Here is a 17,042-nt window from a genome sequence, read left to right as displayed (position 1 = left end):
GCCGTCACCACCGGCCGCGCAGCGGGTCAGGTGAGGGCTTGTTCGAGGAAGGTGTCGAGCACGCCGTCGGCGATTTTGACGGGGCCTTGGGGGCGGGTGGCGCCCGGCACGGTGTGCCGGCCGGCGGCTTGTCCGGCGTAATCGCGGGAGCGGGAGGAGAGCTGTTCGGCGCGGGCCGTGTCACCGTCGAGGCGGGCCAGCAGGGCGTCGCTGGTGTCGGTCAGGGCCTGTCCCCACAGGGCGAGGGCGTCCAGCCAGGGTTTCGCCTCGGCCGCCAGGCCCGCATCGGGCACATGGGCGCGGATCTGCTCGGGGGCGGCGGCCATGGAGCGGGCGTAGCGGCCCAGTTCCTGTGCGGCGTTCCGTTGGCGGCCGGCCTTCCAGTCGGCCTGGAAGCGGTCGATGCGGGCCTGCAGTTCGGGGGCCTGCGGCTGCCAGGGGGTGCCGTCCCAGCTGGGGGCGAGGTGCTGGGTGTCGAAGAACAGGGCCAGGGCGTCGGTGGTGGAGGGATCGCCTGCGGCGAGGTAGCGGGCAGCGGCCCGGAGGCTGGCCTCGGGGGTGTAGGCGCGGGTGTTCCAGGCGTAGTCGGCGCCGGTGAACAGGACCGGCTTGCTGGCCGAGGCCTGGTTCATGGGGTTGAGGACGATGCCGGTGAGGTGTTCGTCCAGGGTGGGGGCGCGGCGTGCGTAGGGGGCGAGCAGCAGGCGTCCGGCCGCGTGGTCGTAGTCGTTGGTGGGGTAGTTGTCCCACAGGGTCACCTCACGGCCCCACACCTCCGTGGCGTCGTGGGCCTGCTGGGCGGTGACGCTGGTGGGTACGACGTCCGCGCCGGTCCACATCATCGCGATCCGGCCGTCCAGTGTGCGGCGCAGTGTCTTCTTGTACGGAGTGTCCTTCAGGTCGCTGTACTGGGTGGGGACCATCTGCAGCGGTCGCACGTCGGGGTACTGGTCCACGACGTCGTGCTGGACGCGGTCGAGGAGTTCGCTCTGGGCCGCGGCCATGGCCTGTTCGTTCAGCGGTCCCCAGCGGGCCAGGTCCGCGGCGCAGCTCCACACCGGCAGCGGGTGGATGTCGTCGAAGGCCATCACGAAGTCGCGTATCCCCAGCCGGTACAGGGACCGCAGTTTGCCGGTGACGGCGGCGCGGTCGGCGGCCGAGCTGTAGCACATCGACTTGCCGGGAGAGAGAGCGTAGGTGAAGTCCACGTGGTTCTCGCGGGCGGCCCGGGCGAGTTCGGCCAGCTCCGCGGCCTGGGCGGCGGGGTAGTCCTCGCGCCACCGGTCGCGCCCGTACGGGTCGTCCTTGGGCGCATACAGGTAGGTGTTGAGCTTCATCCGGCCGTAGAAGGCCAGTTGGTCCAGCCGCTGGGCCTGCGTCCAGGGAGTGCCGTAGAAGCCCTCGACCACGCCACGCCGGGGGATGGAGGGGTAGTCCACGACCGTCGCTCCGCTGAGGGTCCTGTCCCGGATCAACTGGGTGAAGGTCTGCGCCGCGTAGTAGACGCCGGCCGTGTCCTGCCCGGCCAGCACCATGCCGTTGCGGCCGTCCACCGTGCCGGAGGTGATCTGGTAGCCCTCGGTGGGAAGGCCGCCAGGGCCGAAGGCTCCGCTGCGAGCCAGCAGTTCCCTGACGCGCGGAGCGTCCCGCCGGCCCAGAACCAGCGTCAACTCGGCTTGCCGGGACGGTTGTTCCTCGATACCTGCGGTACGCACCTCGGCCCCTGCCGCGCGCAGCGCCTGGGTGACCACCGTGACCGCCTGGTCGTCGGCCCCGTCGTCATGGAGCACGTCGACCCGGCGGGGAACGGGTAGGTCCGCACCGGTGCGGCGGATCTCGTGCGGCGTGGGCGACACCTCGGGCAGGTCGGGTCCGTCGACCGGGCCGGCGGTGATCGACGGGGCCGATGTCGCGGGCCTGGCGGCCGGCCGGCCCGGGTCCCGGGGTGCGCATGCGGCGGCGGCACCCAGGGCCATCGCCACCGCCGTCGCGGCGGCGGCCCGCGTGACCCGCCTCACCGGCCGCTCCCGTGCGCGCGGTCGGTGCCTGCCTTCAGCAGGGACCAGGCGGCGACCACCAGCACCAGGAACCAGCTGCTGGGAACGAGCAGGAAGAGCGAGGTGATCACGGAGGAGACCGGGTCACCGAGCGGAAGGACCAGCCAGTACGCGGCAGCGCTGGTGACCACCAGGCCGAGGGTGCACAGCGGCCACACGAGCATCCCCGCGATCTTCGACGCCCTCGTCCACCCCGGGACGAGCAGCCACACGACGGCCCCGACCAGCCAGCCCACGACGGGCAGGAGGTACCCACCGAAGACCACCAGCAGGACAGCGACCACCTGGCGTCGGCTCCACTGCGGGAACGGCTGCCGCCGGCTCCCCCCGGATGACGCCTGGTCGGCGGCGGACGGCGGGAGGGACACCAGGGGGTGTGTCACGGGCACTCCTTCTGCATCGGGCTGCGGCGGCCTCCCCCGGGCTGACCCTGAAAAAGAGGCATCTGTTCAGTTTGTGACGGAATAGGCCGGTCCGCCGGTTCCCCCCAGCCGCAGCGGCCCGGCACGGGGCCGGCGTCCCGGCCTGTCACAGGCCGAGCGCCGCAAGCACGTGGCCGGTGCCCTTGGTCGCGCCGACATGGGTGGCGTGAAGCCGCCGTCGACCCGCCCACACGAGGCGGCCGTCGGCGGCCGACTGACCCCGGCCCGCCTCGGCCCCCGCGACGAGCAGAACGGTGAGTGAGCGCGAGCGCCCCAGGTCAGCTGGGGTGTCGGGGTCGACTCGGGTGTCGGTGGCCGCCGTGATCATGACGGGTTGTGGCACGCGTTCAGCCACGCTCCGGTGGAGTCGCCGGTGCGCGGAGTCCAGGCTCAGGGACTGACCTCAGCCACGGCCTTGGGTGGCTGTCGCTGTCGCCGGAGTCTCCGAGGCGGTGAGCGACCCGAGCGTACGACTCTCCATGTCAGCGGATCAGCACCTGCGCGCCCGAGCGGGGCACCATGGCCGTCCACTCGAATCTCGTCCAAGAGCTCCCAGACGACCTCGCTGCGCGCTGCCGCCGGCGTGACGGCGTCTGCGGCCGCCTGGCTGGCGACCTTCAGTCGGGCGAGCTGTACGGTCACGGTGAAGGAAATCCGGTCGGGGTCGACGCCACTCTGCCGTGCGGCGTGCAACTCCAGCGCGCACAGTGCCTGGTAGACGGTGAGGAGTGCGCAGACCTCCTGACATGCCGGCTCGGGCGACTTCGAGCGTAGGACGAACCCGGCTCCGCGCAGACGGTTCTTGAGTTCGGCATACCCGTTCTCGATCTCCCGCCTCCGGTGACAGATCGCCGCAGGCGTCGGGCCGGCCCGCGGGTGGTCCAGGGCATGTTCAAAACCCGTCTCGGGTGAGCGGTCAGTCGGCGGCGAGGATGTCGGTGAGACTCGCAGTGGGGCGGCCGAGCATGTCTGTCAGCGTGCGCTGCTGGCGCCGGGTCAAGGTGGCAACGAAGATCACAGCGTCAGCGTTGGCCTGGTCGCATGCCTGAGCTACCTCGCGGACCTTTCCATAGCTCAGCAGGGTCCGCGAGGAGTAGGGCAAGCTCATCTTCTGGACCCCGCCGTCCGAAACACCCCGTCGCTGCACAATCTGCACGACGACCCGAGCGCCACGCGCCCCCAATTCTGCAGCTGCCGATGCCATGAGCACTTCGAAGTCCTTCTGCTTCGCGGAGAAGTAGCCGACCAGGACTACATCAGCGCCCGCTGCCGTGAGCCGGAACGCCTGGCGTTGGGCCGGCTCGGACGGCACGCGGCGAGCCGTGCGCCGGTCGCGCCTTCGAGGCTGATGCATGCGCCACAGGCTAAATGCCTCACTACGTGCAGCGGTACTGCGTTTCTTGCTGACCGAGCCTGGCCGGCAAGGTCAGAGCCACTCGTTGATGACGGCGATCGTGACGGTGGCCCCGTAGCGGACTGCGAGCCTGTCGTACCTCGGGGCCACCGCCTGGTGGTGCTTGAGGCGGTTGATCCCGGACGCGACCGCGTGGCGCTCGCGGTAGTCGGCCTTCCGGAACGTCGGCGGACGGCCGCCGCGGGCGCCCAGCTTCTTGCGGGTGCGGACCTGGTCGGACTTCTCCGGAATCGTGCAGCGGATTCCGCGTCGGCGCAGGGAGGATGCGTCGCCGGGCCGGCGGAGTCCGCGGTGTCGTCCGGGCCCGGGAGATCACCGCACGTTCCCACGCTCCGGTGTCCCGGACCTTCGAAGACCTTCAGCCGAGGGTCCCGGGGAAGCGGTCGATGTTGAGTTCGACCCAGTTGCGCAGGTGGGAGAGGGGTGCGCAGGCGTCGGCGCCGAGGGGGGTGAGGCTGTACTCGACGCGGGGCGGGACCTCGGCGTGGATCTCGCGGTCGACCAGGCCGTGTTCCTCCAGGCGGCGCAGGGTCTGGGTGAGGACTTTGGGGCTGACGCCCTGCAGACGGGTGCGCAGCTTGCCGAAGCGCTGGGGGCCGTCCTCCAGGGCTCCGAGTGCGAGGGCGCTCCATTTGTTGGCGAGCAGGTCGAGCATGTCGCGGCAGGGGCAGGCGGCGAGGTAGACGCTCCTGGGGTCGTCGCAGGCACCAGCGGTGGTTGCGGGATTCGTCGTCATGCCGCAACAGTACCCAATAGGTACCAATGGTCCTTGCGGGTAACCACTACCTGTTGCATACCGTGTCCGACGTGCCCGGACGTCACGGGCCGACCTGATAACCACGTCAGCGAAGCAGGACCCATTCCCATGAGATCCCCGACTCCCCTCACCCTGGGCACCATCGCCCTGTCCTTCCACCGCGCCGCGGCGGCCGTCACCCAGCGCGTCCTGGAGGCCCACGGCCACCGGGTGCGCGTCCTGGAGGCCCCGCACGAGGAACTGTTCCACCGGCAGGCGGCCGGCGAGATCGATGTGCTGGTCTGCGCCTGGCTGCCCTCCAGCCACGCCACGTACCTGTCGTCCTACCGCGATCAGGTCCGCGTCCTGTCGCCGTACTACAGGCCGTACTGCGTCTGGGCCGTGCCCCCGTACGTCCCCGCAACGGTCGCCGGCGTCGCCGACCTCGCCCGGCCCGAGGTGGCCGCACGGATGACCCGGACAGTCGACGGCATCAACGCGGGGGCGGGCATCAGCCGCTTCTCCGCCGACATGATCGGCACGTACGGGCTGGACCGAGCCGGCTACCGCTTCACCCCCGGCACCGAGGCCGGCTTCCTCACCCGCGTCGAACGCGGCATCGCCCGGCAGGAGTGGTTCGTCATCCCGCTGTGGCGCCCCCAGTACCTCAACCGCCTCCACGGACTGCGCCCCCTGGCCGAACCCAAGGGCCTGCTCGGCACCGTGGACGCGGCCTGCCCCGTCATCCGCCTGGACGCCCTCGAACGCATCCACCCCGAGGCCGTCACCCGGATGAACTCGCTGCGCCTTGGCAACGAGGGCATCGAGGAACTCGACACTCTCATCAACGCCGGCGGCCTCACCCCCCTCCAGGCCGCCGACCACTACCTCGCCACCCGCCCCGAGCTGCTGCCGTGACCGCACGTGACCACCGCCCGCACCACCGACCCGAGGACGTTCCCATGAACCGGATCCCGAGCACGATGCCCGCCGTCGCCTACCGCAGGAGCCTGCCGATCGACCACCCCGAGAGCCTGACCGACATCGAGCTGCCCGTCCCGACCCCCGGCCCGCGCGACCTGCTGGTCCGCATCGAGGCCGTCGCCCTCAACCCGGTGGACCACAAGATCCGCCAGAACGCCGACCCGGCCGGGGAGCCCAGGGTGCTCGGCTGGGACGCGGCCGGCACCGTCGTCGCCGTCGGCACGGAGGTGGAGCTGTTCGCGGTCGGCGACGAGGTCTACTACGCCGGAGCCCTGGACCGGCCGGGAGTCAACTCCCGCTTCCACGCCGTGGACGAGCGCCTGGCAGCACGCAAGCCCGCGACCATCTCCTTCACCGAGGCGGCCGCGTTCCCGTTGACCGCGCTCACCGCCTGGGAGGGCCTCTTCGAGCGGCTCGGCCTGCGCAGCGGTGCGCTGGAGCAGACCGGCACCCTGCTGGTCACCGCCGCCGCGGGCGGCGTCGGCTCCATGGTCGCCCAGCTGGCGCGCGCCCTGACCAGCCTGACCGTGATCGGCACCGCCTCCCGCCCGGAGTCGGCGGGATTCGCCCGCCGGATGGGTGCCCGGCACATCGTCGACCACACCAAGCCGCTCGGCCCCCAGCTCACCGAGGTCGCGCCGGGCGGCCTGGACTACGTCTTCAGCACCGCCGGCACCGACCGCAACCTCGAAGCCTACGCCGAGGCTCTCAACCCGTTCGGGCAGATCGTCGCCATCGACGACTTCGACTCACTGCCGATCGGCGTACTCAAGGCGAAGAGCATCTCCTTCCACTGGGAGTTCATGTTCACCCGCTCGATGTTCCGGACCACCGACCAGGCCATGCAGCACCACATCCTCGCCCAGGTCGCCCGCCTGGTGGACGCCGGCATCCTCACCACCACCGCTACCCGGGACCTCGGACCCGTCAACGCCGCCAACCTCCGCGAAGCCCACGGCATCCAGGAAAGCGGCACCGCCATCGGCAAGACCACCCTCACCGGCTTCTGACCCCCGACACACCGGCCTTGGGCCTGTTCAGCAGCTCGGACAGGGCGGGGCCGCCGGGATACCGGTCGGTGGTGCGCACGCCGACCGAGAGGCTTCGGTATCCGCCGGGCGCGTGCGTCCGGCGCCTGCCCACCAGTGCGGCGTCGACGAAGGCCCGCACGTGTCCGGGTGAGAAGCCGCTGCAGGCGCTGTTCGAGCGTCGGCGCGGAACGCCGGCCGCATCCGCGACGCACGGCGGGCGGGGGCCGGAGGTGGGACCATTCCTGCCATGACCTATGCCGTGGATTTCGTCACCGTGTCGACCGTCGGTCTGGAGTCCTCGCCGGTCGCGGACGCGCTCGCCGGTCTGCGGGCGAACGAGGCCCGCTACTTCAAGAACAAGTACGACCACGTGTTCACGGTGGAACCGGCGGGCGACGCCGGGGACGTCGTCGACTGGGTGCACCGGATCCTCCGGGAGGAACGCGAGATCGTCATCGAGTCCCGGCCGCTGGAGGCCACGTCCTTCCAGGTGGAGAACATCCGGATGGCCTACGTCTTCTACGAGAGCGGTCTGTCGGTCAACGTGATGTACACCGTCGACGACCCCAAGAAGCGGGCGGTCGGGTTCAAGCTCTCGGACGGCATGGAGGTCCCGGAGGAGCTCGCCGAGCGGTTCAAGTTCGCACGGCAGAAGTCGAAGCTCGCCGGCACCATCCGCGGGTCGTACTTCGTCATCAAGAACGAGTACTGAGCCCCGGGGTCAACGGGTACTGGGGCCCGGCCGGGGACGACGGGCCGGGCCGTTGCCCGTGGCCGCCGCCGGAGGGCACGGTGAGGCCGCGGTCGAGCTGCTCCGCGCGGGGGGCGTCGCCGTGCGCCGCGTAGAGCTCGGCGGCGGCGCGGAGGTGGTCGGCGGCCCGGGCGGGGCGGCCGTCCGTCGTGAGGAAGTCGGCGAACCGCTGGTGGACCAGGGCGTGCAGGCGGACGTTGCCGGTCGAGCGGCAGCGCTGCAGGGCGTCGCGCCAGGCGAACTCGGCGCTCTGCGCGGAGCCGAGGGCCTGGTGGGCCAGGGCCTCGCTGACCAGGGCCCAGATGGCGGCGTTGGCGCCGGGCCGGCCCGGGAGCAGCGCGTGGGTCTGCCGGGCGTGGGCGAGGGCGGCGGCCGGGTCGCCGAGGGTGAGCTTGATGGCGGCGGCGTTGCTGAGGACCGTGGCGGCGTGCTCCCGCAGCCCGGTGCGCCGGATGAGGGCCAGGGCGGCGGTGGCGATCCGGTCCGCCCCGGCCGGGTCCCCGGACAGGGCGGTCATCGACGCACGGACCGAGAGCGCGTGGATGTGGAGGTCGCCGTCCTCGGGGGTGGTGCGGTCGGCGGCCCGGACGGCGAGCGGCAGCGCCTCGGTGACGTAGCCGGCGGAACCGAGCGCGCAGGAGGTGGCGGCCTCCATGGCGGCCAGGCCCTCCCGGCCGCCGTCGAGCCGGGCGGCGTGCAGGCCGGCCCGCAGACAGGAGAGCCGGTCGGCGACCCGGTCCGCGCCGTAGTACAGGATCGCGGTCACCTTGGCCAGCCGCCAGGCGCGTTCGTGGTCGCCCCGGGCGGTGGCGGTGGTGACGAGGTCGCGCAGCACGGGCTCCTCGGCGCGGCACCAGTCGAGCGTGGCGCGGGTGTCGGGCAGGGGCGGGAGCGCGTACGCCTCGGCCCCGGGCGGCAGGTACGGCCGGTGGTGCGGGTTGGTGCGGCGGACCGCGTGGCCGCCGGCGGCGAGTTCGTAGTCGGCGAGCCGGGCGAAGGCGGTGCTCCGGAGGTCGGCGGGCAGCCGGGCGAAGAGCTCGGCCCCGTAGGCTCGGACGAGGTCGTGGCGGCCGTACCGGCCGGGCGAGGGCTCGGTGAGCAGGTGGTGCGCGGCGAGGGCGCCGAGCGCCTGCCGGGCGCTCCGGGTGTCGGCGGCACCGGTGTGCGTGCTTCGGGTGTCGGTGGTTCGGGTGTCGGTGGTTCGGGTGTCGGCGGCACCGGTGTCGGTGGTTCGGGTGTCGGCGGCGAGGAGGGCGGCGGCCGCGTACACGTCGACGGTGGTCCCGGGATGCGCCGTCAGCAGGGCGAGGAGGCGACGGGCGGGCGTGGGCAGCAGACGGCAGGTGTGGGAGAGCACGGCCCGTACGCTCAGTGCTCCCCGGACGGCCCCGAGGGCGCCCAGCCGGGCCTGCTCGTCCGACAACTCGGCGACCAGGGAGGACAGTTGCCAGCCCGGGCGGGCGGCGAGACGAGCGGTGGCGAGCTGCAGGGCGAGCGGGAGACGGTCGCACAGGTCGACGAGCCGGGCGGCCGCGGCCGGCTCGGCCGCCACCCGTTCGGCCGTCAGGCGGTGCTCCAGCAGGCGGAGCGCGTCCGCGGCGGGCAGCGCGTCGATCCGGAGCAGGAAGGCGCCGTCCGTGACGACCAGCTCCTCCAGGCTGTTGCGGCTGGTGACGACGGTCAGACACCCGGCACCGGAGGGCCGCAGCTCGGCGACGTCGGCCGCCGTGCGGGCGTTGTCGAGGACCACCAGCAGTCGGCGGTGCCGGGTCCGCTCGCGGAACAGGGCGGCGCGGGCCGTGAGCCCCTCCGGGACGGCCTGCTCGGGCAGGCCGAGGGCGGTCAGGAAGCGGCCGAGGACCTGCGCCGGGTCGGCCGGGCCCGCCGGGTCGAAGCCGCGCAGGTCGGCGAAGAGCCGGCCGTCGGGGAACAGGCCGCCGTCGGGGAGGTCCGCCGTGACGCGATGGGCCCAGTGCAGCACGGTCGCGCTCTTGCCGACCCCGGCGGGCCCGACCACCGCGGCGATCCCACCGTCGTTCGCGCCGGTGCCGCAGCGGCGGTCGAGCCACTGCGTCTCGGCGGCCCGGCCGACGAAGCCCTCCGGAGCGCCGGGGAAGGGGGTGACGGGGAAGGGAGCGCTGGGGAAGGGGGTGACGGGGAAGGGAGCGCTGGGGAAGGGGGTGACGGGGAGTGGGTCGACCGCCGGGGCGGACGGGTTGCCGTCACCATCGCCCCCGCCCCCGCCCCTGCCACGGCCGTCGGCCGTCGGTACCTCGGCCAAAGCGGCCCGGAGCTCCGGCCCCGCCGCGAGGCCGAGCGCCTCGTCGAGGCGGGCGACCGCCTGTCGGTAGGCGTGCCGGGCGTCCTCGGCGCGCCCGCTCTGCAGCAGGCAGCGGACCAGCAGGGCCGCGGTGGGCTCGCGCAGCCCGTCCGCGCGCACGCACTGCTCCAGCGCGGGAACGGCCGCGTGCCCGCGCCCGAGGCGCAGCAGCCGTCCGGCCCAGGCGGTGAGCAGCCCGGTGCGGGTGTCGTCGAGCCGCGCGGCGAGGTCGGTGCCGAGCGGGGTGGCGGGCAGGCCGGTGAGGGCGGTGCCGCGCCACAGCCGCAGGGCCCGTTCGAGGAGCGCGGCGGCCGTGGCGTCGTCCTCGGTGCCGGTGGCGCGTGCGGCCAGGGCTTCGGCCTGCCCGACGTCCACGGCCTCGGTGTGCCCGGTGAGCCGGTAGCCGCAGGTGCGGGTGGCGATGGCGAACTCCGAACCGTCCAGCAACCGTCGGAGAGCGGCGATGTGCCCCTGTAGCGCGGCCCTCGCCCGGACGGGCGGGCGGTCGGCCCACAGCAGTTCGGCCAGCTGCCCGACCGGGACGGTGCGGTTGGACTCCAGGGCGAGCAGGGCGAGGACGGCACGGCGCTGCGCCCCGCCCACGTGCCGGACGGGTGCGGCGTGCGGCCCGGGGCCTCCGCGGCCGTCCGTCCCGGCGTCCGGTCCCACCTCGACCGGGCCGAGCAGTCGTATCTCCATGTGGCGTGTCCCCCGTGGTGTCCCGTCGTCGTCCGGAGGGCCGAACGGACCGCCGGGAAGTTTACCGACGAGTAGGTCCGGTGCGGGCCCGTCCGGGGAGGGCACCGCCTGTGTGCCCGGCTGTGCGCCCGCCTGTGCGTCCGGGTGCCGGCCGGTCAGGATCGGGACGGTCGGTCAGCGTAGAGGGCGGCGGCGCGGCGGGTCGCCTCGGTCAGACGAGCCCGGAGTTCAGGCGGCTGCAGGACCTCGGCCTCCGGGCCGAGGCGGAGGAGTTCGAGGTAGCCGATGTCCCAGCTCTCGACCGGCAGGGTCACGGTGACCCAGCCGTCGGTGTCCGGGGGGCCCGCGGTGGCCAGGGCGTCGGAGGCGGCGGTCGGTTCCAGCAGCACGGCGAGGTTCGCCACGGCGAGCGGGCTGAGCCGGACCACCGCCCGCTCCCGCAGCACCGAGCGGGCGAACTCCCGTGCCGCCGCGGCCCAGTAGCCGGCGAGGTCGAACTCCGGGTCGCGTTCGAACCGTTCGTCGCCGGCCTCGGCCGTCTCGAAGCGGTCGACGCGGTACGAGCCGACCCGGCCGGACGGGCCGCGCGCCGCCACGTACCACTGCCCGGCCTTCAGGACCAGGCCGTACGGCTCCAGCCGCCGCTCCCGGGTGCCGGCGCGCGCCGCGTAACGGGCACGGAGGATGCGGTCCTCCCAGACGGCGCGCGACACCTCGGCGAGCAGCGGCGGGGGCTCGGCGTCGCGGAACCAGGCCGGTGCGTCGAGGTGGAAGCGCCGGGTGGCGGCCGCGGGGGCGTCGCCCAGGGCGGCGGCGACCTTCAGCCGGGCGGCGAGGGCGTGCCCGGCCAGGCCCATGTCGCGTAGCGGGCCCGGGAGTCCGGCCAGGTGCAGGACTTCGGCTTCGGCGCGTTCGAGACCGGTGAGGCGGGTGCGGTAGCCGTCGACGAGCCGGTAGCCGCCGCCGCGGCCGCGTTCGGAGTACACCGGCAGGCCAGCCTCGATCAGCGCGGCGACGTCCCGCTGCACGGTGCGTTCGGAGACCTCCAGCTCGGCGGCGAGTTCCGTGGCGGTCATCGTCCGCCGGGCCTGGAGGAGCAACAGCAGCGCGATGGCCCGGCTCGCCCGCACGTCGCCCCTCCGTCCCGTCGCCTGCCGTACCTGCCGCGACTGCTGCACGGATGACGCCGGCAGTACCCGCTCGCCCCCATTCTCGCCATGGGCTCAGTGCCGCGGGGGGAGCGGGCCGAGGCGTCCGTCGGTCCCGGTCGTGGTGGCGGCGGACGCCTCGGCATCGTGCCCGTTCGGCCCGTGCGAGCCGGACCGGCACGGGCCCGCCCGGTGCGGGCGCGGTCATGCCCCGTCCGCCGTCCCGCCGAGCGCGGCGGGGTCGGGGGCGAACGCGGCCATCCAGTGCGGATGCAGCCGGTAGAAGACCACGCCGTCGTCCCAGTCGAAGGCGTCGTCGCCGTAGAAGTCCCGGAAGTACGCGAGCAGGTCCGGCCAGTCGGGGGCCGGCCGGCCGTGGTGGGGGTTGAGCACCTCGACGGTGCCGTGGGTGAACACGCCCAGGTCCTCCCCGCGCAGGTGCGCGGCGCTGACGGCCGGCCGGGCGGCGAGGTGCCGGGCCTTCGCGGCGTCGCGCGCGGTGCCGAAGTGCCACGTCCCGTGCAGGAAGTGGCCGTCCACGCCGCTGACCCGCGGCTCGCCCTTCGCCGTCACGGTGGACAGCGCGAGGGTGCACATGCCGGTGAGCACGCCGGTGAGCCGGCCGGCGGTGAGGGTGCGCTCGCTGCTGATGATCGACCGCAGGTGCGCCGTGGAGCGGGAGAGCGAGGTGTCGAGGAGGACTTGGAGGCGGTGGAGCTCGGCGGGTGTTTCGCGCATGGGGGTCGTCCTTGTCTGTGCGTCGTCCCGGCCGGCGTCACCACGACGCGACCGGCACCCCACCGTCCCCGGGAAACCCGACACCTCCTGTCGTCTTTTTCCCGCGGCGTCGTCCACGCCCTGTCGTGGAACGGACAATTCCGCAATCCCGGGGCGCGCCGTGTCAACCGTGTCGCACCCGATCGAATGTCACAGTCCCATCCCTGTCATGTCCTGACGACTGTGACGCCACGCGTGCAGCCAAATGCCGTCGGGCGGGCGTCCTTTGGACTGTCCGAGCACGTCAGTACGAACCGTCACCGGGGAGCCACCATGTTCGTCCGCAACCGTCGCCCGCTGCTCGCCTCCGTCGTCCTCGTCGTCGGGGCGGGGCTCGCGCTGACCGCCTGCGGGCCCGACAACACCGACACGGCCGGCGGCTCGAAGCCCTCCGCGACCACTGCGGCAACCGTCGCGCCCTCGACGGCGGGCGGCCCGGCCTCCGGTGCTCCCGCGCCGAGTGCGCCGGCCACCGGAGGTGCCTCGCACACTGCCACGAAGGCCGCGTCGGCACCGCCCGCCGCGAGCCCGTCCGGCGGCACCCGGCCCGGTGGCGCGGGTGGTGGCGGCGGCACCGACGCCCGCCCGTGCGACATCGAGAACCTCACGGTCCAGGCGACGGCCCGCTCCGGGGCGCCGAGCCAGTGGGTGATCGAGGTGCACAACACCGGTGCGAGTGCCTGCAGCCTCAGCGCGACCCCGGGGGTCGACCTGGGCAGCTCCACCGCCCGGGACCGGAGCAACAACCTCAAGCCGATCCTCGCCAGCGGCACCCTGCGGTACCCGGTCGCGGCGGGCCAGAAGGCCTACGTGGTGCTCGACCTCGACCCGAGCGGCGCCACCACCGGCACCACCCCGGGCATCGACGAGTTCAACGTGCTGGTCGACGACGAGGGCATGCCCCTCGCGGGCACCAAGAACTTCCCCCTGCCCAGCGGCGCCCACGTCCTGAACCCGCAGATGGGCGTCTACCGCCCCACCGTGGCCGAGGCGGTCACCTCCGAGGCGTCCGCCGGCAAGTAGCCCCGACCGTGGTCGAGCGGCGCGGCCCAGCGCTCCCGGGCCGCGCGCCGCTCACCGGTTCCGAGCCGCGCGCCGCTCACCGGCCGCGGCGGCTTTCATCGGTCACGGCGGCCCTCACCCGCCGCGGTTCCTCACCCGCCGCGGTTCCTCACCGGCTGCGGTTACTCACCCGCCGCGGTGGCCTTCGCCGGTCACGGTGGCCCGCCCCGGGACGTTGCCCGGCCAGGTCCGCCGGAGCCTTTCCAGCCGGTCGCGGTGGTCGTCCGCCCAGTCCTCCGGGGGCAGGATCCACAGCATCGTGGTGAGCCGGTCGGGATCGTCGATCGTCACGGCCAGCGAGCGGTCCTCCTGCGGCTGGAGGGCCATGCTCAGCCCGCGGTCCCCGCCGATGACCGCGCCCCTGCCGGCGGCGAGGCCGTCGAGCGCGTCCTGCCAGGCGTCGAGGTCCCGCCGGTCGAGGTGGAACTCCAGTCGGGCGTCGAGGAAGTCGGTGTGCGCCAGCACCTCGGCCCTGAGGACCTCGTGGCCGGTCGGCCCATTCGGCCGGAAGGGGCCGGTGACGCGCACGGTGCAGTGGTCGCCGTCCGCGTCCTCCAGGTGGATCAGGTCCACCGCGTCCGCATCGGACACCGTCGGCCTCGCTCTCTCGTGTCGGTCCGGCGGGCATCCTCTCGCATCGCCGTCCGACCGGAACCGGCGCCCCGATCCGCTGCCCCCGGTCTGCTGCCCCCGGTCTGCTGCCTTTGGTCCGCAGGGAGTCGGGGGTCAGAGCCGGGTGTCCGACGGCGCGGGAGGGGTCTGCGCCCGGCCGCGCAGGGCCCGTCGGGCCTCCTCGGCCGACGGGGTGTCGCCGCCGAGCCGGGCCACGTCGGCCAAGGCCGCCCGGTGGGCCACCTCGTGGGCGCGGGCCGGGTCCGTCTCGGTGTCCGGGATGACGCCGGTGCCCTCCCAGTTGGTGCCCGACACCGGGTTCACCGAGCGGGCGGTCGGGATGGTGGCCTCCAGGTGCGGGTGGAGCGTGAAGCCCCGCCGGGGGTTGGCGCCGCCGCCGGACGCCTCGCCGACCACCACGGCACGGCCGCGCTGCTGGAGGTCGTACGCGAGCGCCTCGCCGCCCGAGAAGGTGGCCTTGCTGATCAGCACGTAGAGCGGCTTGCTGCCGCCGAACCGCGGGCCGGGCACCAGCGCGGGGCTCCAGAACTGCTGTTCGGTGCCCTCCTCGCGGTCGTGGAGGGTGGTGAGGTGCGTCGGCTCGTCGAAGAAGTGGCCGCAGACGTGGGCGGTCGTGTACGGGTGGCCGCCGACGCAGGCGCGCAGGTCGAGGATCAGCGCCTCGGCCCGGGCGACCAGGGTGAGCGCGGCGTTCAGTGACCCGCCGGTCATGTCGAGCGGGAAGAGGATCGGCGCGAGTTCCAGCAGGGCGACGCCGCCCTCCAGCCGTTCGATCCGCGGGACGCCGCCGAGCGAGAGGTCGGCGGCCCGCGCCAGCTCGGCGAGGACGGCGCCGTCCTCCTGCTCCGACGGGATCGGGTCCGGGTGGAACTTCAGCCGCAGGTGGCCGTCGCCGTTGATCGACCAGAGGTCCTCGGTGACCAGCCGTCCGAGCGTCTCGGGGTCCTCGGCCCGGTGGTAGCGGCCCCGGGCGAGTGCCTCGTCGAGGACCTCGGCGATCCGCTCGCCGATGTCGGGGAAGACGTAGCGCTCGGTCGTGAGCCGGCTCACTCCCGCGACGATCCCGGTGATCTCGTCCGGCTGAAGCTGCGTCATGTGCCGTCCCCCGCTGGTGCCGATCGGTCAGGTCGGGGACGAGTAGAGCACGGGCCTTGCGAAAGCGTCAAGAAAGTTGGACGCTTTACGCATGGACGACCGGACCCAGGACCAGGACCTCACCATCGAGAGCCCGCAGCAGTACAAGGCGCTCTCCCACCCGCTGCGCCAACGACTGCTGCTCGCCCTCGGCGGGCAACCCGCCACCGTCGCCCAGCTGGCGGAGGCCCTGGACAGCCGCAAGGGCACGGTGGCCCACCACCTCAAGGTGCTGCAGGACGCCGGCGTCGTCCGCATCGTGGAGACCAGGAAGGTGCGCGGCGGCAGCGAACACCTCTACCGGCGCACCGCCCGGCGGATCACGGCCGCCGGACGGGAAGCCGGGCCGACCACCGCCCTGCTCGGGGCGGTCGCCGAGGAATGCGTCAAGGCCCCGCAGGAACCGCTGCTGCTGCTCCGGCACCTACGCCTGACCGCCGACCAGGCCGCACGCCTCGGCGCCGCCCTCCAAGCCCTGGTGGACGAGGCCGCCGAAGCCCCGGACGGCGAGCCGGTCCACGGCGTGCTGGTCGCGCTCTACGAACAGGCCGAACAGGCCGGGCGAGCCGGACAGGCAGGCGGAGGCAGCTGACCGCCCCGGGCGCGGCCGGCTGCCCCGGGCGCGGCCGGCCGTCAGAGCCGTGACCCGCCGGGTGCGGGCAGGTTCAGCCGTCCTGCCCGAGGCCGCGGTCGGGCGCGCTCATGTCGCCGGTCGCGGGCGTGCCCTCGGCGAGCCCGTAGCGCAGGAACACCGTGCCCTTGGGGCCGGCCGTCGGGGGCTGGAGGAGCGTGACGTTCGTGGGCACCGCGCCGTCCTCGAACACCTTCTTCCCGACGCCCAGCACGATCGGGTGCACCCACAGGTCGAGCCGGTCGAACAGCCTCTCCCGCAGGAGGGTCTGCACCAGGTTCAGGCTGCCGACGACCTTCACGTGCTCGTGCCGGTCCCGGACCTCCCGCACCGCGGCCGCCAGGTCCGGGCCGAGCAGGGCGGACCCGGCCCACGGCAGCTCGGGCGTGCCGCGGGAGGCCACGTACTTCGGGATCCGGTTGAACAGCTCGGCGAACCCGCCGTCCTGTCCACCCTCCTGGTGCGGCCAGTACGCGGCGAAGATGTCGTACGTCCGCCGACCGAGCAGAAGGGCGTCCGTGCCCTCGTACGCGGCGACGATCCGCGCCCCGGTGGCCTCGTCCAGCAACGGCGCCTGCCAGCCGCCGAACGGGAACCCGACCGGATCCTCGTCGGGGCCGCCGGGCGCCTGCCCGACCAGGTCGAGGGTGGTGAACAGCTCGATGTCGATGAGGCCCATGGCTCCGCTCCCTTGCGTCGGTCGTCTCCGACAAGAGATAGACCCGCGACGGCCCCCGAGCCCGACGCCACGACGCTGTCGGGCCGCATCGGGCCGCATCGGGCCGAACACGACGACCATCCGACCCGCGCCGTGGAACCGGCCGGCAGGTGATCGCCCACCCCTCGGGCACCGCCTTCAGGAATCCGAACTCCGGGCAGGACACTCCCAGTCGGCCGCGTCGATCGCACGGCCCGCCGTGTCACCGAGGTGGACGCAACGGCCGTGGGCCCACACCGTCACCGAATCCCGCCGGTGGTCGACCTGGAAGGGCTCGTCCCCACGCTGCGTCCCCACGCCGTGTCCCCACGCTGCGTCCCCGGCCAGGAACCGTCCTCCGCGGGCGAGTGGGTGACGACGACGCAGGTCTGCCCCGGCAGGATCCGGTACCGATCCGCCCACGGCTCCACGGACGGCTCCAGCGGCGCCTCACCGTCGTTCCCGACCGGCAACCGCGCGGTTCCGACCCGGCAGCCGGGGTGGCGAGGAGCAGCCGGGGTGACGAGGACGGGCGGCGTAGCCCCG

Annotated in this window: 16 protein-coding genes; 5 read left to right on the top strand and 11 right to left on the bottom strand. The window is 73.6% G+C overall.

Annotation, left to right across the window (positions count from 1 at the left end; genetic code table 11):
- Positions 1-26 precede the first annotated feature (26 nt).
- The 5 genes from ACFV04_RS24465 to ACFV04_RS24445 all read right to left on the bottom strand — a co-directional run bounded on the left by ACFV04_RS24465 (position 27) and on the right by ACFV04_RS24445 (position 4,629).
- Positions 27-2,018, bottom strand: a complete 1,992-nt coding sequence (locus ACFV04_RS24465) for a beta-N-acetylglucosaminidase domain-containing protein (RefSeq protein WP_380532206.1) — start codon at positions 2,016-2,018, stop codon at positions 27-29.
- Positions 2,015-2,440 (bottom strand): hypothetical protein, encoded by a 426-nt coding sequence (locus ACFV04_RS24460; protein ID WP_380532204.1) that lies wholly within the window; start codon positions 2,438-2,440, stop codon positions 2,015-2,017. Before ACFV04_RS24460 ends, ACFV04_RS24465 begins: the two co-directional genes overlap by 4 nt.
- Before the next feature lie 145 nt (positions 2,441-2,585).
- Positions 2,586-2,834: a hypothetical protein gene (locus tag ACFV04_RS24455; protein ID WP_380532201.1), complete on the bottom strand. Its 249-nt coding sequence runs from the start codon at positions 2,832-2,834 to the stop codon at positions 2,586-2,588.
- A 561-nt stretch (positions 2,835-3,395) separates the two neighbouring features.
- Positions 3,396-3,833 carry a hypothetical protein gene (locus ACFV04_RS24450; protein ID WP_380532198.1) on the bottom strand — a complete coding sequence of 146 codons (438 nt, stop codon included), beginning with the start codon at positions 3,831-3,833 and terminating at the stop codon, positions 3,396-3,398.
- Positions 3,834-4,251: 418 nt separating this feature from the next.
- Positions 4,252-4,629 carry a winged helix-turn-helix transcriptional regulator gene (locus ACFV04_RS24445; RefSeq protein WP_380345796.1) on the bottom strand — a complete coding sequence of 126 codons (378 nt, stop codon included), beginning with the start codon at positions 4,627-4,629 and terminating at the stop codon, positions 4,252-4,254.
- A 129-nt stretch (positions 4,630-4,758) separates the two neighbouring features.
- Here ACFV04_RS24445 and ACFV04_RS24440 point away from each other — a divergent pair, with 129 nt between their 5' ends.
- From ACFV04_RS24440 to ACFV04_RS24430, 3 genes are all read left to right on the top strand, one after another.
- Positions 4,759-5,547: a glycine betaine ABC transporter substrate-binding protein gene (locus tag ACFV04_RS24440; RefSeq protein ID WP_380532195.1), complete on the top strand. Its 789-nt coding sequence runs from the start codon at positions 4,759-4,761 to the stop codon at positions 5,545-5,547.
- Positions 5,548-5,591: 44 nt separating this feature from the next.
- Positions 5,592-6,623, top strand: coding sequence for a zinc-binding alcohol dehydrogenase family protein (locus tag ACFV04_RS24435; protein ID WP_380532192.1), 1,032 nt, complete (start codon positions 5,592-5,594; stop codon positions 6,621-6,623).
- A gap of 268 nt (positions 6,624-6,891) precedes the next feature.
- Positions 6,892-7,356: a phage tail protein gene (locus tag ACFV04_RS24430; RefSeq protein WP_380345792.1), complete on the top strand. Its 465-nt coding sequence runs from the start codon at positions 6,892-6,894 to the stop codon at positions 7,354-7,356.
- On the opposite strand, the gene ACFV04_RS24425 is transcribed toward ACFV04_RS24430, so the two are convergent.
- From ACFV04_RS24425 to ACFV04_RS24415, 3 genes are all read right to left on the bottom strand, one after another.
- Positions 7,340-10,414: a BTAD domain-containing putative transcriptional regulator gene (locus tag ACFV04_RS24425; protein WP_380532188.1), complete on the bottom strand. Its 3,075-nt coding sequence runs from the start codon at positions 10,412-10,414 to the stop codon at positions 7,340-7,342. The two genes, ACFV04_RS24430 and ACFV04_RS24425, sit on opposite strands and share 17 nt — an antisense overlap.
- 155 nt (positions 10,415-10,569) lie before the next feature.
- Complete coding sequence (locus tag ACFV04_RS24420) at positions 10,570-11,544, bottom strand: helix-turn-helix transcriptional regulator (protein ID WP_380532186.1); 975 nt, start codon at positions 11,542-11,544, stop codon at positions 10,570-10,572.
- A gap of 222 nt (positions 11,545-11,766) precedes the next feature.
- The gene (locus ACFV04_RS24415; RefSeq protein ID WP_360262288.1) at positions 11,767-12,300 is read right to left on the bottom strand and encodes a pyridoxamine 5'-phosphate oxidase family protein; all 534 of its coding nucleotides are present in this window, start codon (positions 12,298-12,300) and stop codon (positions 11,767-11,769) included.
- A 312-nt stretch (positions 12,301-12,612) separates the two neighbouring features.
- Between ACFV04_RS24415 and ACFV04_RS24410 the strand changes: the two genes are divergently transcribed.
- On the top strand, positions 12,613-13,362 hold the full coding sequence (locus tag ACFV04_RS24410; protein WP_380532183.1) for a DUF4232 domain-containing protein: 750 nt from the start codon (positions 12,613-12,615) through the stop codon (positions 13,360-13,362).
- A gap of 165 nt (positions 13,363-13,527) precedes the next feature.
- Here ACFV04_RS24410 and ACFV04_RS24405 read toward each other — a convergent pair whose 3' ends face one another.
- Together ACFV04_RS24405 and ACFV04_RS24400 are read right to left on the bottom strand one after the other, a co-directional pair.
- Positions 13,528-13,992, bottom strand: a complete 465-nt coding sequence (locus ACFV04_RS24405; RefSeq protein WP_380345784.1) for a DUF5959 family protein — start codon at positions 13,990-13,992, stop codon at positions 13,528-13,530.
- 135 nt (positions 13,993-14,127) lie between these two features.
- Positions 14,128-15,129: a S41 family peptidase gene (locus ACFV04_RS24400; protein ID WP_380532180.1), complete on the bottom strand. Its 1,002-nt coding sequence runs from the start codon at positions 15,127-15,129 to the stop codon at positions 14,128-14,130.
- 91 nt (positions 15,130-15,220) lie between these two features.
- On the opposite strand from ACFV04_RS24400, the gene ACFV04_RS24395 reads away from it, so the two are divergent.
- A complete protein-coding gene (locus ACFV04_RS24395; protein ID WP_380532177.1) occupies positions 15,221-15,760 on the top strand; it encodes an ArsR/SmtB family transcription factor in 540 nt (179 codons plus the stop codon).
- A gap of 73 nt (positions 15,761-15,833) precedes the next feature.
- On the opposite strand, the gene ACFV04_RS24390 is transcribed toward ACFV04_RS24395, so the two are convergent.
- On the bottom strand, positions 15,834-16,478 hold the full coding sequence (locus ACFV04_RS24390) for a dihydrofolate reductase family protein (RefSeq protein ID WP_380532175.1): 645 nt from the start codon (positions 16,476-16,478) through the stop codon (positions 15,834-15,836).
- Positions 16,479-17,042: the final 564 nt, after the last annotated feature.

The sequence above is a fragment of the Kitasatospora sp. NPDC059599 genome, assembly GCF_042735125.1.
Classification (GTDB): domain Bacteria; phylum Actinomycetota; class Actinomycetes; order Streptomycetales; family Streptomycetaceae; genus Kitasatospora.
The sequence above is the reverse complement of the archived record's forward strand: the minus strand, read 5'-3'. Positions and strand labels throughout refer to the sequence as shown.

Bases quoted from the DNA above. Each gene is read 5' to 3' on its own strand.
- ACFV04_RS24450 (WP_380532198.1), bottom strand. From the start codon at position 3,833: ATGCATCAGCCTCGAAGGCGCGACCGGCGCACGGCTCGCCGCGTGCCG.
- ACFV04_RS24445 (WP_380345796.1), bottom strand. From the start codon at position 4,629: ATGACGACGAATCCCGCAACCACCGCTGGTGCCTGCGACGACCCCAGG.
- ACFV04_RS24440 (WP_380532195.1), top strand. From the start codon at position 4,759: ATGAGATCCCCGACTCCCCTCACCCTGGGCACCATCGCCCTGTCCTTC.
- ACFV04_RS24435 (WP_380532192.1), top strand. From the start codon at position 5,592: ATGAACCGGATCCCGAGCACGATGCCCGCCGTCGCCTACCGCAGGAGC.
- ACFV04_RS24430 (WP_380345792.1), top strand. From the start codon at position 6,892: ATGACCTATGCCGTGGATTTCGTCACCGTGTCGACCGTCGGTCTGGAG.
- ACFV04_RS24425 (WP_380532188.1), bottom strand. From the start codon at position 10,414: ATGGAGATACGACTGCTCGGCCCGGTCGAGGTGGGACCGGACGCCGGG.
- ACFV04_RS24415 (WP_360262288.1), bottom strand. From the start codon at position 12,300: ATGCGCGAAACACCCGCCGAGCTCCACCGCCTCCAAGTCCTCCTCGAC.
- ACFV04_RS24410 (WP_380532183.1), top strand. From the start codon at position 12,613: ATGTTCGTCCGCAACCGTCGCCCGCTGCTCGCCTCCGTCGTCCTCGTC.
- ACFV04_RS24400 (WP_380532180.1), bottom strand. From the start codon at position 15,129: ATGACGCAGCTTCAGCCGGACGAGATCACCGGGATCGTCGCGGGAGTG.
- ACFV04_RS24395 (WP_380532177.1), top strand. From the start codon at position 15,221: ATGGACGACCGGACCCAGGACCAGGACCTCACCATCGAGAGCCCGCAG.
- ACFV04_RS24390 (WP_380532175.1), bottom strand. From the start codon at position 16,478: ATGGGCCTCATCGACATCGAGCTGTTCACCACCCTCGACCTGGTCGGG.